The sequence below is a fragment of the Sulfurimonas sp. genome, assembly GCF_047622445.1.
In the GTDB taxonomy this organism is placed as follows: Bacteria; Campylobacterota; Campylobacteria; order Campylobacterales; family Sulfurimonadaceae; genus Sulfurimonas.
In genome coordinates this window covers 1-13,610 of the sequence record NZ_JBLHOE010000080.1, presented here as the reverse complement: position 1 = coordinate 13,610, position 13,610 = coordinate 1, and the positions used below count along the sequence as shown (strand labels likewise).

Genomic DNA, 13,610 nt, shown 5'->3' with positions numbered 1-13,610 from the left:
AAATAAGTTATACTTTAAACCTAAACTAAAATTATGACTAGGACTAAAAGCAAAAGATGTAGGGTTTTCAAGTTTCTTCCAAGTAAACCCTGCTTGAATTGTTGGATGGTAAGCACTTCTAGCTTCATCTTTCATATATTCATTATAATTTATATTACTTTGAGATAGAGAAACTTTTGGTGAATTACTCATTGCTAAATCTATTGATTCTGCTAAGTTTAATCCAAATAATGCAATCTGTGCTGATATAAATAGTAAAATTATTCTCATTAAATATCCTTCTCTTTTTTTCCTTGAATACTTAACATTAAGTACATAAGTGCTGGTGTCACTAAAATGGTAAACAACATCGATAATGCTAGTCCACCTGTAATTACAGAACCTAAACCTCTATAAAATTCTGAACCTGGACCAGGAACTAAAACGAGTGGTAGCATACCAAATACAGAAGTAAGTGAACTCATAAATATAGGTCTTAAACGAGACCTTGTAGCCTCTATAATTCCTTCTTTATAATGCATGGAATTATGACGAATATTATTTAAAGATTGGTGAACTATAAGTATGGCGTTATTTACAACAATACCGATTAATATAATAAATCCTAACATAGTTAATACATCTAGCGGTTGTGGAGCTATGAACATATTGGTAAGTTTAAGACCAACAAAACCACCAGCCGTTGCCATTGGAACTGTAAATAAAATCACTAATGGATAGATAAAATTTCCAAAAAGCGCACTCATAAGAAGATAGATAATCGCTAAGGCAAATACTAAGTTCCATTTCATAGACTCTATCGTTTGCGCGAGTTTATCAGCTTTTCCAGCGAGTGTAACGGTTGTTCCATCTTCTAGCATATTCGCAGGTACACCAGTTTCTAAAATAGCGTCTAACTTTTCTACACTCTCTTGTAAAGTCATAGTAGTCGGAGGTGTAACTTGAAGTGTAATTGTTCTTTTCCCATCTACATGACGAATTTTTGTAATACTTGTAGTATGTTTTAGCTCTGAGAGTTCAGACATTGGAACTAAACCTGCGTTAGGCGTTGTAACCTGTGTTAAGTAAAGTGCTTCAGGCGAGTTAATCATGTCATCTTGTGATTTTAAAATCATGTCTATTGACTTTTGACCATCTTGTGTGTATTCGCTGATTTTACGTCCATCAAGAAGAACATCTGCGGCAAATCCAAAGTTTCTACTATTCATTCCAACGTTTGCCAAAGCATTACGATCTGGAATAATAAGCGCTTCTGGAAATAATAACTCAATAGATGGGACAGGACGAACCTGAGCACCTTGAAGTTCGCCTGAAATTTTGCCAAATAACATGCCACCAATTTGCGTAAGTTTAGAAATATCTTTACCACTAATATCGATATCTATATTTCTTCCTTCACCAATGCCTTGCTCAAACACACCACTTTGAAGTGAAATACCAAATACCCCTGGGAAACTGTTAACTACAGGCATCATAAAAGGAATATATTCAGCTGCTCTACTTTCTTCTTTTGAAATCATACCTTGAATAATAAGATCTCCAAATGAAACATAAAAACTATTTGTAATAGGTGGAATTCCATCTACTTCTTCTTTATAATGAGGTTTCATATGCTCATATATTTTATATCCAATATCTTTCTTTTCATTTTCAGAAAGTCCGGGAGGTGGAATCAAAATATTCATAATAAGATTTTGGTTTCCCTGAGGAAGATACTCCATCTTTGGAAATAGCATGATAATTGTGACAACAGAAATACTTCCCATAAATAAAATAATTATGAATTGGTTTATTCTTCTTTTAAGACTCCATATAACAGTAGACATAAAAAGAGCAGCAATTTTTTTAGCGATACTTACTAAAAATGAATCTGGTTTTTGTGATACTTCATGCTCTTTTTCATGATCTGTAGAACTTAGCTTTATAAGCTGCGTCCAAAACATAGGAATAACGGATATCGAAACAAATAAAGAAAATGTAATTGCAGCAGTAACGGCAATTGCGATGTCTTTAAACAGTTGACCTGCTTCTGATTCTAAAAATATTACAGGTAAAAAAACGGCTATTGTTGTTAATGCAGAGGCTACTAAAGCACCCCAAACTTCAACTGTTCCATCATGTGCTGCGTCAAATGGTTTTTTACCCATTTTTAAGTGCCTGTCAATATTTTCTAAAACAACGATAGCACTATCAAGCAGCATACCAACTGCAAAGGAAATACCCGCAAGAGAAATAGTGTTTAGACTTCTATCCATAATACTTAAGACAATAAAAGTAGCAACAATACTAATAGGAATAGCAGCTGATACAACTGCTGTTGGTAAAAATGAGCGTAAAAATAACAATAAAGTGATGATTGCTAATACTGCACCAATCGCAATGTTTTGTTGTACTAGATTTATAGCACCTTGAATATATCCTCTTTGATCATAGAACCATTCTAGGTGAATATCATGTTCTGGTAGTACATTCGCATTGAGATGTTTAAATACTTGTTCAACTCTGTTTGTAGTAGCCACAACATTAGCCGATGGATTCATTCTTACACCATATATAAGTGCTTTATTTAAACTTTCTCCACTCGATTGTAAAATATTTGCAACAACTTTTTCATATCCCTTTGATATTTCTGCTACATCACCTAAACGAATACTTTGTTGCCCATCATTAAAGAGTACCATCTGTTCAAGTTCTTCTATCGATGTAAATCTTGCAGATGTTCTTACACGGTACGTTCTTCTGTCAATATCCACAGTTCCTGCGGCAGTATCAACATTTTCGTTTTGAATAGCTGTTGCAACAGCATCAATTGTTAATCCATGAGCAGCTAATCTCTCTGGATATAGTTTAATATGAAGCTCATCTTTAGTCCCACCTGGAACAAAAATACTTGCAACCCCTTGCACTCTTTCAAACTGTTCTTTTACTTCGTTGTCTAGATATGTTAAATATGTATCTACATCTCTATCATTTCCCTTATTAACAACGAACCCTAGCCAGATAGTTGGAGATGCATTAGAACCTGCCGATTGAATAATAGGTTTTTGAACATTTTGGGGATAATTTTCAACTTGATTAAGTTTATTTGATACCTCTAAAAGAGCCTTATTCATATCAGTTCCAACTTCAAAAGTTAGAGTGATTTCTGAAAGATTATCAGATGCAGTTGCTTCATAGGCTAGTAAACCCGGAGTAGACTTTAATTGTTCTTCTTGTTTTTCAACAATGTCACGTTCAACTTCACTTGGAGTTGCTCCTGGCCATAAAGTGACAACTCCAATTTCTGGTTCTATAACATTTGGAGTAAGTTTGTATGGCAATTCGGTAAGAGAAACTATACCAAACATTAAAATTAATATTATACCAACAAAAACACTTACAGGTTTTTTTATAGATATATCAATAAGGTTCATTAATTGACCTTCTCAGTTACTAGCATATCGGGAAAAACTCTTTCATTTCCCTTTGTAATAACTTTCATATTTTCATATAAACCTTTTGCACTTATTGCTGCTTGATTGTGAGTGTAGTTTATTACCTTTACTGGAAACATTACCGCTTTATCATCAATAACTGAAAAAACTACAAAATTACCAAAACGTTTAATAACTGCATCACGAGGGACTAAAAGAGTTTTTTGCTTTTTCAAAGTGGGGATCTTTACGTCTATTCTCATACCTTCTATAAAGTTTTTTTGATTTTTTAACGATAACTTTATTGGAAATGTACGACTAGCTTTATTAGCAAGGGGTATAATACTCTTTACAGTAACTTCTATATCTTGATTACTAATTTGCGCTTGTAATTTTTGTTTTTTTGAAAGCGTTTGTAAAAATATACTTGGAACATTAATTCTAGCTTCTATACTCTTTGGATCGATGATAGTAAACACACTACTACCAACAGAAACCCATTCTCCAATATCAATATTTCGTTTTACAACAATAGCACTAAATGGTGCTTTTATTGTTTTCTTTTTTAATTGTATCTTCATTGATTTGAGCTCTGCTCTTTTAGCATCCACGGTAGAACTCAGTGCCTGTAATGTGTAAAATGTTGTATCATAACTACTTTGAGAGATACTATCTTTATCCAGTAAAGCCTGTGCACGCTCTAAATCTTTTTTTTGTTTCGTTTCTTCTGCTAGTAACGACGCAAGACTGGCTACTTGTACTTTTATATTCGCTTCGAAAACAGAACTCTCAAGTTTTAATAATACTTGAGCTTTGTTTACATGCTGTCCCTCTCTTACATACAACTTCTCAACTATACCTGAACTATCAGATGCTAAATTTGAATTTACATCATAATAGAGTGTACCTACATAGTTTTGCAAAGAGTTAGCAATCCCCTCTTTAACTTTGACAGTTGTAACTAAAGAAGCAGGTACTTTAGCATTCTTTGGTTCACTCGCTACTACGTTTAAAAACAACGCTATACTTAACAATATATATTTCATATGGAACTCTTCCTTATTTATCTTACTGGAAAGGTAACATACTCTATCTTAAATATAACTTTCCAGAAAGATATATATCTTTATAAGTATTGATATATTATAATTCCTTTATGAATGCCAATGAATTAAAAGTACATCTTAATAATAATGATATATGCAGTACAAGTGAGATAGGCCATGTTACATTACCCCTCCTTATGCTTTCACAAAGACTTTTTAGTCAAATAGGAAACCTTCTATCAGTAAAATATAATCTCTCCAATAGTGAACTAGATGTATTAGCATCTTTACACTCTGCCAAAGATGAAAACCATACACTTACACCTACAAGACTCTATGAAAGACTTTTTTTTTCTTCTGGTGGTATGACTAAAGTTTTAAAAAAGTTAGAAACGAAAAAGTTCATCAATAGAATTACAAACAAAGATGACAAAAGAAGTAAGATGGTTCAATTAACTAAAGATGGTAAAATAATTTTAGAAGAATCTTTACCAGATGTAATTGAATTAGAAGAAGCAATTTTTAGTGACCTTGATTCACAAGACAGAAAACATTTATCTAGTCTATTATTCAAAGTTCTTGACTAATGAAAGGAATTACATATGCGTCTTAGTTTTAGATTGAAACATCATTTTTTCAGTGCCTTTCGTGAATTTTTTGTTCACCATCATGGTTCTTTAGAGTTTCGGGCTAAAGTATTCGCATTGATGATTGCAGTTAATCCAGACTCTACTGCAGAAAGCTATATTATAATTAAAAATATTGGTTTAGAAATTTACAAAAATGATGAAGAAAGAGCAAATCTTCTTATGATGACAACAAAAGAAAATGTCAATAAAGTAAAAGAAAATAACGGCCTAGATATAGATATATTAGTTGCTAGTATACAAAAGGATTTAAAAATTATTCCAAGGTATGCGAAAAAAATAGATAAAGATGAGCTAGAGAAACTACTTCCTCTAACTTTTGATGAAGATACCATCTCATATCAAGAAAATATCTTAGAGTTTCTAGTAACCCTAAAAGAAGATACCTTAAACAAAAAAGAAAAACAAATAGCTAAAGATGAAAAAACTTTTCATTCTCAATTTGCGTCGTAAATATTAAAGAGAGAATTTTTCTTTATCAAAAAAACTCTCCACTGAAATATTTTTAAATGCAGCATTTAAAGATGTAAATAGCTGAGGGAAATCTTCTTCCATTTTTGCTAATTTTATTTTCATATCTGCACGAGCATGTGGCATCTTCACATCAAATCTCATTGCAGGACATGCTTCATCACCAATAGCCGCAATATCATTCTCATCAACAAAAGCACGAAGTTGACGCTCGCGCATCTGTATAAGTGGACGAATTACAATAAGTCCATTTTCAGCTTTATATTTTGGAGCTAAGCATCGCATCTGGCCATTGTATATGAAATTCATAAAAAAGCTCTCAGCAGCATCATCCATATGATGGCCAAGGGCAACTTTATTACATCCATTATCTTGTGCTGCTGTGTAGAGATAACCTCTTCTCATACGAGAGAAAAAACTACAAAAAGAAGAGTTCTTCCTAATTTTTTCTTTTGCCAAATCATATACTTTTGTATCTACTGTTATATGAGGAATATCATATTCTTCACAGTGTTGGTGAAGTGCATCATAATTTTCACCCATCCCATAAGAAATAGTTACTGCGACAAATTCAAATTTAAAGGGTGCTCTACGTTGTTGTTCTTTCATAGCATGAATCATAGTTAACGAATCTTTGCCACCACTAAGTCCAACAAGAATCTTATCACCCTCTTCTATAAGTTCAAACTCAGCATTTGTTTTACCAAGTTTAGACATTATTTTTTTTGAGAGTTTTACTGAACTTTTATTCAACAATTTTATCTACCATTTTCATAATAAATTCCGCTGATATAATTGCACTTGATTCCATAAATTCATCAAATGAAAAACTTGCATCCGTATCAGCAGTATCACTGATTGCACGAAGGATGAAGAATGGTATGCCTAAAGATTTACAAACAACGGCAACAGAACCACCTTCCATCTCTAAAGCATCTGCATTAAAGTGCTTGACAATATTTTCTTTTATTTTTTCATCATGAACAAACTGATCACCAGTTGCTATGACACCTTCTGAAACAGTTTTTCCAAGTTCTGCTGCTACTTGTTTAGATAAAGCTATTAAGTCTTTGTCTGCATCAACAAACACACTTCCTCCTGGTACAAAACCCATAGGGTGTCCAAAAGCTGTAATGTCTAAATCGTGTTGTGATAATTTAGTTGCTACAATTAAGTCTCCAATCTTAAGGTTTGGATTAATCCCACCTGCTACGCCAGAAAAAAGTAACTTGTCACAATTAAAATGTTGAACCATTGTTGAAGCAGTTAACGTCGAAAAAACTTTACCAATTTTTGAATAGGCTACAACTATATCAACACCCTTATATGATGCTTCATAGTATTCATTATCTGCATATTTTGTAGTTTTATATTCGCCTAATTTTTCTAAAATTGGTGCTACTTCTTCAGGCATAGCTCCCATAATTGCAATTTTCACATTAAATCCTTTATATCTCTATTGTTTTAATTATCTCTTTATAATGATCTAGTTTACCTAGTACTTCACCACTTTCATTCAACACACAACTTCCACCCCAAAAACCCAAACCATCTTCAAAACCTACACGATTAACAAAAATAAGCTTTGAAGAACATTCTAGAGATACTAGTTTAATAATTTGCATCCATTTATTTTCAATCTCTAAACCATCATCTAAGAATCCACGTGCAGGTGAAGCTACTAAGGCAATAATCATATCTGGATTCTCTGCTATTAAATCACGATGTACTGATTCATGCCATAAGTCTTCGCACACTAACATTGAAACTTTTCCATACTTTGTTGTAAAACTTTCAAAAATATTTCCAGCTTCAAAATAACGAGCTTCTTCGAACATTCCATAATTTGGAAGATGCACCTTATAATGTGTACTTAAAAGTTTCCCTTGAGAGAAATATAAAGCAGAATTTCGAAACTTATTTGAATCTCTTAGTGCTCCACCAATAACAATATCAATAGATGTACTTAAGCATTCTAGTTCATGAAGCTCTTCAATATTCCAAGCATCTTCATAGAGTTTATCTTGAAGTAAGTAACCATTTAAGGATAATTCTGGGAAAACAATAAGATCACTAGCACCGATAGAGTCTTTTATAGTTTGAATAACTGAAGAAAGATTAGAACGACTTAATTTTGGAGCCGTTTGTGCTAGTGTAATTCTCATTTTAGTTACAAATTTCCTCTGTAACTTTAGCTAAAGATGCCATATTCGAGATGTTTAGTGTAGTAAGTTCTTTCACAATTCTACGGTTAAGACCTTTAAGTACTGAACCATTCCCGAATTCTATTGCAATATCTACATCTGCTGCAATTGCTAAAATAGACTGTTTATATTTAACAGGTTTAACAAGTTGATCTCTTAAAAGTGCAATTGCATCTAATTTTGTATTATAAGGCTTTGTAGTTACATTAGAGATTATAGGAGCTGTAAACTCATCTTTAACCATAGTAGACATTATCTCAGCTAATGGATCCTGTGCAGGTTCTAAAATCTCACAATGTGATGCAACGGACATATTTAAAAGAAGTGCACGTTTTGCACCAGCATCTTTAAACGTTTGCTCTAAAGAGATTAAATCTGTTTTCATACCTGCAACAACTAATTGACCATCTTGATTATAATTTGCTGGCCAAACTTTTTTTCCCTGGGACTGAGCATCTGAACACACTTTCTCAACTGACGCATCATCAAGACCAACAATTGCCATCATACCAGCTTCTATAGTATCACATGCACTTTGCATTAACGAGCCACGCTTATAAACTAATTCAACTGCATCAACATAATTAATCGCACCACTTGCACATAATGCCGAAAATTCGCCAAGAGAATGACCTAAAAATAATTCAGCCTCCGTATCAGGGCAAGCATTTTTAAAAAGTTTATATGCAATCATTTGTACTAATAAAATTGCAGGTTGTGTGTATGCAGTCTGACTTAGTTTTTCATTTTCTTCAAAAATTAATTCTTTAAAATCTACACCTATTCTCTCTGAAGCTTTATCAAACATTTCTTTAGCTAAATCTGAATTGTTATAAAAATCTTGACCCATGCCTACTGCTTGAGAACCTTGACCTGAAAATATCATTGCTATTTTTGACATATTTTTTCCTATTTTGCTAACATCCACTCTTTAGCCGAAGGCTATAAGTAGAGTTTTGGTACTTCGTCTTCGAAGTTTACCTTAATCCCATAGGGGAAACTATAAATATTTCTTATTATCTGCTATTTTTTTTCTTAGTGTATTTCTATTCAAGCCTAGCTTATCAGATAATTTAAGTTGAGACTTAAACTTACTCAATCCAACTTTAATTAATGGCACTTCATAGAGGTATAGAAAATTCCTGTAGTCGCTATTAGAACCAAGCTTATCACTTAAATAGTTTTCTATAATAACCATTAGTTCTGTATCTTTAATATCTTGTAAAAGATAATTTATCATTACTTGTCTTTTTAAAGAAGCAGAATTTTCACTTACGTCTGGCACAAAATTCAACATATTAAACTCAGTTTCTACTCCAAATAACTTTGAAGCTTCCTGTGAAAATATGTCAATTAAAGCCCTAACGTCTTCAGGTCTCTCAGACAACGAAGGTATAGAAAATTTTACTGAAAAAAGATCATCTAAGATTTCATGCTCAAGATAATTTTTGGATGTAGCAATTACTCGAACATCATTTGAATGTATAGAATCAAGAAGTACATTTAAGTTGGGTGAAGTATGAAGGTTAGTTATAATGATTTGACTCACGCTATTGAGCGCAGTAATAGAAGCATCAAAGTCTGAAGCATCTACTACATTTGCATTTGGAAGTATATAAGAAGCTAAACTTTTTTTTCCAACACCATCTTCACCCGTAATAAGTGAATTAACATTGAGTGTTTTTAAAAGAGTCGCCGTTTTAAATGCCTCTTTAGAAGCATTTGAAAGACTTATAAAATTAGTGACAACCACACCCTGTACCACAACTTTCTCCACTTTCTTCTTGTTTATTTTCAGCAGGAATTCCGGTCATAGCTTCTTCAGCAGAAGCATCTCTTACACTATTTACTGTAACAGTAAACATTAATGCTTTGCCAGCTAAAGGATGGTTGAAATCAATTATAATAGTTTCTTCAGCAATCTCTTTAACAGTAACTTGTACAGTACCACCATCTTCACCTTGACCATAAAGTGTCATACCAAGTTCTAAATCTATACCTGAGAATTGATCTTTTGGAACTTCTTGAGTAGCATCCTCATCTAGTTCACCATACGCATTAGCAGGTTCAACAAGAACATCGCCTTTCTCGCCAGTAGCCATATTTATTATGCCATCTTCTAGACCTTTGATAATTTGACCCTTACCAAACATAAATACTAATGGTGCTCCGCCAACGTTACTGTCTACAACAGTTTCTCCATCACGAACTTCGTACTCGATTGATACAATTTGATTTGCTTCGATTGCCATTTGACTAAACCTTTATATAATTTTATAGCTTGAATTTTATCATAAAATATTTAAATAAAACTAAGTGAAATCACTTTTACTAAAGAGCTAATAAATTTTCTTTAGCACGCTTTGCTTCAGTGGAATTTGGATACTTCACTAAAATCGCATTATAAAATACTTTTGCATTTTTTTTGTCATTTGTTTTTTCCATAGATATTGCAGTATGTAACAATAGCTCAGGCATATAAGATGCTTTTGAATACAGCGATGTACTTTTTTTATAATAAGAAATTGCTTCGGAATAATTTTTACGTTTAAACTTCATTTGTCCAATCATAAAGTGTGAATTTGCCGGTTTATAATTCTTTGTTATAAGGTGGCTATAGTATTCAATACCTTTTGTATAATACTGTTTATTATAAAAAGCTTCTGCCTGATCTGCAACTTCACCATTAGTCATTTTATCTAAACTACTTGTTTTGAGTTTTGTTTTAGATTTAAATTCTTTTGCTACTAAGCTTTTAAATTCATTTACACTGTTTACAAGCTCATTAAACTCTATCTTCGTTACATACGTCGTATTTATTGTATCAATTAACTTACTTAATTCTTGAGCCAATAGAAGATTTTTTGCTATTGCTTGAGCATTTTTTTCACTAAGTTGTGAATTCAATTCTACAGACTGGCCTAATCTTTTTTCATACTCGTCTGCATTAAGTAAATCTTTTGTAGCTTTTTCTTCTAGTAATCCGAGAGATCTTTTGTTATATTGAGACTTTCTACTTAAACTCTCAACTATACTTTGTAATCCATCTATACGCTCTCTTATAGAATCAACTTCATTTGCTTGATTATTGCTTTTTAATACTACCTTTTTAAGTGCATGTTTATTTTTTAAAACATTTTGTTCACTAGAAGTAAGGCCATACGGGTTTGGACTGTCTAAGTTGCCTGCACCAAACGCTGAGGGTTCGGCTGCAACTAATAAAGAAATACTAGCTACACATAGTGTAGCTAAAAGTGATTTCAGCATGAATTATGGAAGAAGTTTAAAATCTACGCGACGGTTATTTGCCCAACATTCCTGAGTTTTATCACTACATGATGGATTACTCTCGCCATATGACACCATTGTAATTTTACTAGCATCAACACCGTTTGCAATTAATGCTTTCTTTACAGAGTCAGCACGCTTAAGGCCTAATGCGAAGTTATACTCATCACTACCCCACTCATCACAGTTACCTTCTAATTTAATATTGTACTTGCTAACTGCAGTTTTTGCAGCATCAGAATCATTTGTAACTTTACTTTGCATTGCAGGTGTCACAGTAAATTGGTCAAATTCAAAATAAACAGAACCTAATTTACCTTCCATAACTGACATGCTATCAATACCTGTATTGCCTGAGCTTATTAGACTATTAGCAGCTGGTACAGTTTCTGTATTTACACCTTCTACTTCTTGTGCATTCGTGCTAGCATTCGTAGTTGCATTTGTTCCAGTTGCATCTGGGTTTTTTGAGCTACATCCACTAAAAATTAAAAGTGCTGTTACAACACTAGAAAGTACGATACTTTTCATATTACATTTCCTCTATCATTTTAAAATTTGAAATATTATAGCAGATTAAAAGCTAATATAAAAGTTTTAAATTTACTTATACACTTCATTTATCTTGTTTATACTACTTTTACCAATCCATTGCTTGTACTTTTCCATACTTAAGTGGAAAAAGGTAGTTTTTATTATGATTTAATCTAATGATTCCAATTGAGCTCTGGGCTTTATAATTCTTAATAAAAAGGATAGCATCCCCATCTCTAGAAAACCTAGGAAATTCATTTACTCCAGTAGCAGTAAGTCTTCGAATAAAATCTGTTTTAGTAGAAATCAAATGAAGATTAAATGTATTTCGGGAAAATGCATTTGAACTTTCTCTTGCTTTATATACCACATACTCATTATGAGCACTACATGCTGCATTGCTTTTACCATAGTAAATAACTTGTTCAACATCACCGCTTCCTATCTTAGTAGTAAAAATATTAGGGTATCCTAATCTATTAGAAATAAACACAATATTTTCATTATCAGTAAATTGACCACTCACGTCAATACCAGAATATTTTGTTACTCGAGAATACTTTTTAGTTTCAACATCATAAAGGTATATATCGGATTGTCCATTTGGGGCCATAGTAAGGAGAAGTTTTTTAGAGTCATTACTCACATCTGAACAAATCATCATACCATCAGACTTCAAAATATCTTCCGTTTTAGCCGTTTTAATATCAACTTTTTTAAGTACTGGTTTTGCTCCGTCCAAAGAAGTATAATAAAACTTTGTTTGTGCTTTATTTGCCCACTTAGGAAATACATTAAATCCACCATTAACAACTACATGTTGATATGTTAAAGTATAATCCGAGATTACAAGCTCACTTTTCATTGGTGCTACTATACGAGAAAATATTACTTTTCTCTTCATCCATGCAACCGATGGTTCACCCATAAATTCATTTATATCATAAGCCATTGCATGAGATATAAACATATAAAAATCTTTCTTTTTAATTTTATAGTTTTTATTCATAACCTCTACAGAATCTTTAAGAAGTTTCATTTTTGTATTGAAATAGCCATTATCATCTTCAAAGATACTATATCGAAGCACATATTTCATATCTATATTTTCAACAACAACATCACTTGCATCATAATCTATGGTTCTATAATGTCTATCCACATTAAATATAGAAACTACATTTAAATCTGCTATAAGAGATTTAAAAAATCTCAATTTAAAAGTATCATTATATGATGTAGAAGATTCTTCTACTGCTATAGATGGAAGAGATTCAACTTTTTTGATAACTTCAATCGTAGCATCATAAGTAAATGCTAATGAAAAAGCAAACAGTAAAGTAATTATTATTTTCAAAGTATGTCCTTTTATTTATCTGATATTAATGGTATTTTCATAGTAGTAGATTTATTATTAGGATTAATTGGGAAAATCACACCTAATAATCTATTTTTAATCTTATCACTTTCTTTGTTTAAGCCTTGATTTGGAGAGTATGTTAAAACTCTAAAATCAATCAGCCTACCAATTGCACTTAACTCAATTACAGCTATAACCTTATAACCTTCTGAGTTAGCTGGTGGTTCAAAGTTTCTATAAACAATTGCCTGAATTTTAGCTAAATATTCATTAACTTCATCAGCACTAGAACTCGTTTTACTTTGTGTATCCGTAACAGTAGCTTCAGTATTATTTATATTTTTCTCTACAAGCTGAACTTCATTATTTTCAGAAGTTTTTATCTTTTTTTGAATACGTTCTAATCGTTTATTATCAATTTTTTTTATTACTTTTTTCTTAAGCTTAATATCTTTAGTCCATACATCAGAGAAAAGATCCCCTATGTCTACCTCTTTAACTTCCTCAACTGCTTGAGGTTCTTCTTTTACTGCTACAGCTTCTTTAATAATTTTCTTTGTTGGAATATTTATAATTTCAAGTGAAACAGAAATAAAATCATCTTTTTTGAGGGCATATGTATTCATTTTTGATGCAGAAAACATCAT

15 protein-coding genes are annotated in these 13,610 nt (G+C 32.2%); 2 read left to right on the top strand and 13 right to left on the bottom strand.

From position 1 onward, the window contains the following. The 3 genes from ACI9TV_RS14320 to ACI9TV_RS14310 form a co-directional block, all read right to left on the bottom strand. Positions 1-270 (bottom strand): TolC family protein (locus ACI9TV_RS14320; protein ID WP_415251501.1); only part of this gene is annotated, 270 nt, incomplete at its 3' end. Then, entirely contained in the window at positions 270-3,413 is a 3,144-nt protein-coding gene (locus ACI9TV_RS14315; RefSeq protein ID WP_415251500.1) for an efflux RND transporter permease subunit, read from the bottom strand. The genes ACI9TV_RS14315 and ACI9TV_RS14320, both read right to left, overlap by 1 nt. Then, complete coding sequence (locus ACI9TV_RS14310) at positions 3,413-4,459, bottom strand: efflux RND transporter periplasmic adaptor subunit (protein WP_415251499.1); 1,047 nt, start codon at positions 4,457-4,459, stop codon at positions 3,413-3,415. Before ACI9TV_RS14310 ends, ACI9TV_RS14315 begins: the two co-directional genes overlap by 1 nt. Positions 4,460-4,569: 110 nt before the next feature. Between ACI9TV_RS14310 and ACI9TV_RS14305 the strand changes: the two genes are divergently transcribed. Continuing rightward, positions 4,570-5,046 carry a MarR family winged helix-turn-helix transcriptional regulator gene (locus tag ACI9TV_RS14305; RefSeq protein WP_415251498.1) on the top strand — a complete coding sequence of 159 codons (477 nt, stop codon included), beginning with the start codon at positions 4,570-4,572 and terminating at the stop codon, positions 5,044-5,046. 15 nt (positions 5,047-5,061) lie between these two features. Further along, positions 5,062-5,559 carry a hypothetical protein gene (locus ACI9TV_RS14300; RefSeq protein WP_415251497.1) on the top strand — a complete coding sequence of 166 codons (498 nt, stop codon included), beginning with the start codon at positions 5,062-5,064 and terminating at the stop codon, positions 5,557-5,559. 3 nt (positions 5,560-5,562) lie between these two features. Here ACI9TV_RS14300 and ACI9TV_RS14295 read toward each other — a convergent pair whose 3' ends face one another. The 10 genes from ACI9TV_RS14295 to ACI9TV_RS14250 all read right to left on the bottom strand — a co-directional run. Then, on the bottom strand, positions 5,563-6,294 hold the full coding sequence (locus tag ACI9TV_RS14295) for a tRNA 2-thiocytidine biosynthesis TtcA family protein (RefSeq protein ID WP_415251502.1): 732 nt from the start codon (positions 6,292-6,294) through the stop codon (positions 5,563-5,565). Positions 6,295-6,322: 28 nt separating this feature from the next. After that, entirely contained in the window at positions 6,323-7,015 is a 693-nt protein-coding gene (locus ACI9TV_RS14290) for a 5'-methylthioadenosine/adenosylhomocysteine nucleosidase (RefSeq protein ID WP_415251496.1), read from the bottom strand. 10 nt (positions 7,016-7,025) lie between these two features. Next, on the bottom strand, positions 7,026-7,742 hold the full coding sequence (locus ACI9TV_RS14285) for a nitrilase-related carbon-nitrogen hydrolase (RefSeq protein WP_415251495.1): 717 nt from the start codon (positions 7,740-7,742) through the stop codon (positions 7,026-7,028). A gap of 1 nt (position 7,743) precedes the next feature. After that, on the bottom strand, positions 7,744-8,682 hold the full coding sequence (gene fabD, locus ACI9TV_RS14280) for an ACP S-malonyltransferase (protein ID WP_415251494.1): 939 nt from the start codon (positions 8,680-8,682) through the stop codon (positions 7,744-7,746). A gap of 99 nt (positions 8,683-8,781) precedes the next feature. Then, complete coding sequence (locus ACI9TV_RS14275) at positions 8,782-9,534, bottom strand: Fis family transcriptional regulator (RefSeq protein ID WP_415251493.1); 753 nt, start codon at positions 9,532-9,534, stop codon at positions 8,782-8,784. Beyond that, positions 9,521-10,033, bottom strand: a complete 513-nt coding sequence (locus tag ACI9TV_RS14270; protein WP_415251492.1) for an FKBP-type peptidyl-prolyl cis-trans isomerase — start codon at positions 10,031-10,033, stop codon at positions 9,521-9,523. Before ACI9TV_RS14270 ends, ACI9TV_RS14275 begins: the two co-directional genes overlap by 14 nt. Positions 10,034-10,112: 79 nt before the next feature. Further along, positions 10,113-11,048, bottom strand: a complete 936-nt coding sequence (locus ACI9TV_RS14265; protein WP_415251491.1) for a tetratricopeptide repeat protein — start codon at positions 11,046-11,048, stop codon at positions 10,113-10,115. Between the two features lie 3 nt (positions 11,049-11,051). Then, a complete protein-coding gene (locus tag ACI9TV_RS14260) occupies positions 11,052-11,600 on the bottom strand; it encodes an OmpA family protein (RefSeq protein ID WP_415251490.1) in 549 nt (182 codons plus the stop codon). 109 nt (positions 11,601-11,709) lie between these two features. Further along, positions 11,710-12,960 carry a Tol-Pal system protein TolB gene (gene tolB / locus ACI9TV_RS14255; protein WP_415251489.1) on the bottom strand — a complete coding sequence of 417 codons (1,251 nt, stop codon included), beginning with the start codon at positions 12,958-12,960 and terminating at the stop codon, positions 11,710-11,712. A gap of 11 nt (positions 12,961-12,971) precedes the next feature. Continuing rightward, the coding region (locus ACI9TV_RS14250; RefSeq protein ID WP_415251488.1) for a TonB C-terminal domain-containing protein at positions 12,972-13,610 on the bottom strand (639 nt) is incomplete at its 5' end.

Excerpts from the sequence above, each read along its gene's own strand:
- ACI9TV_RS14315 (WP_415251500.1), bottom strand. The coding sequence starts at position 3,413 with ATGAACCTTATTGATATATCTATAAAAAAACCTGTAAGTGTTTTTGTT.
- ACI9TV_RS14310 (WP_415251499.1), bottom strand. The coding sequence starts at position 4,459 with ATGAAATATATATTGTTAAGTATAGCGTTGTTTTTAAACGTAGTAGCG.
- ACI9TV_RS14305 (WP_415251498.1), top strand. The coding sequence starts at position 4,570 with ATGAATGCCAATGAATTAAAAGTACATCTTAATAATAATGATATATGC.
- ACI9TV_RS14300 (WP_415251497.1), top strand. The coding sequence starts at position 5,062 with ATGCGTCTTAGTTTTAGATTGAAACATCATTTTTTCAGTGCCTTTCGT.
- ACI9TV_RS14295 (WP_415251502.1), bottom strand. The coding sequence starts at position 6,294 with ATGTCTAAACTTGGTAAAACAAATGCTGAGTTTGAACTTATAGAAGAG.
- ACI9TV_RS14285 (WP_415251495.1), bottom strand. The coding sequence starts at position 7,742 with ATGAGAATTACACTAGCACAAACGGCTCCAAAATTAAGTCGTTCTAAT.
- fabD (WP_415251494.1), bottom strand. The coding sequence starts at position 8,682 with ATGTCAAAAATAGCAATGATATTTTCAGGTCAAGGTTCTCAAGCAGTA.
- ACI9TV_RS14270 (WP_415251492.1), bottom strand. The coding sequence starts at position 10,033 with ATGGCAATCGAAGCAAATCAAATTGTATCAATCGAGTACGAAGTTCGT.
- ACI9TV_RS14265 (WP_415251491.1), bottom strand. The coding sequence starts at position 11,048 with ATGCTGAAATCACTTTTAGCTACACTATGTGTAGCTAGTATTTCTTTA.
- ACI9TV_RS14260 (WP_415251490.1), bottom strand. The coding sequence starts at position 11,600 with ATGAAAAGTATCGTACTTTCTAGTGTTGTAACAGCACTTTTAATTTTT.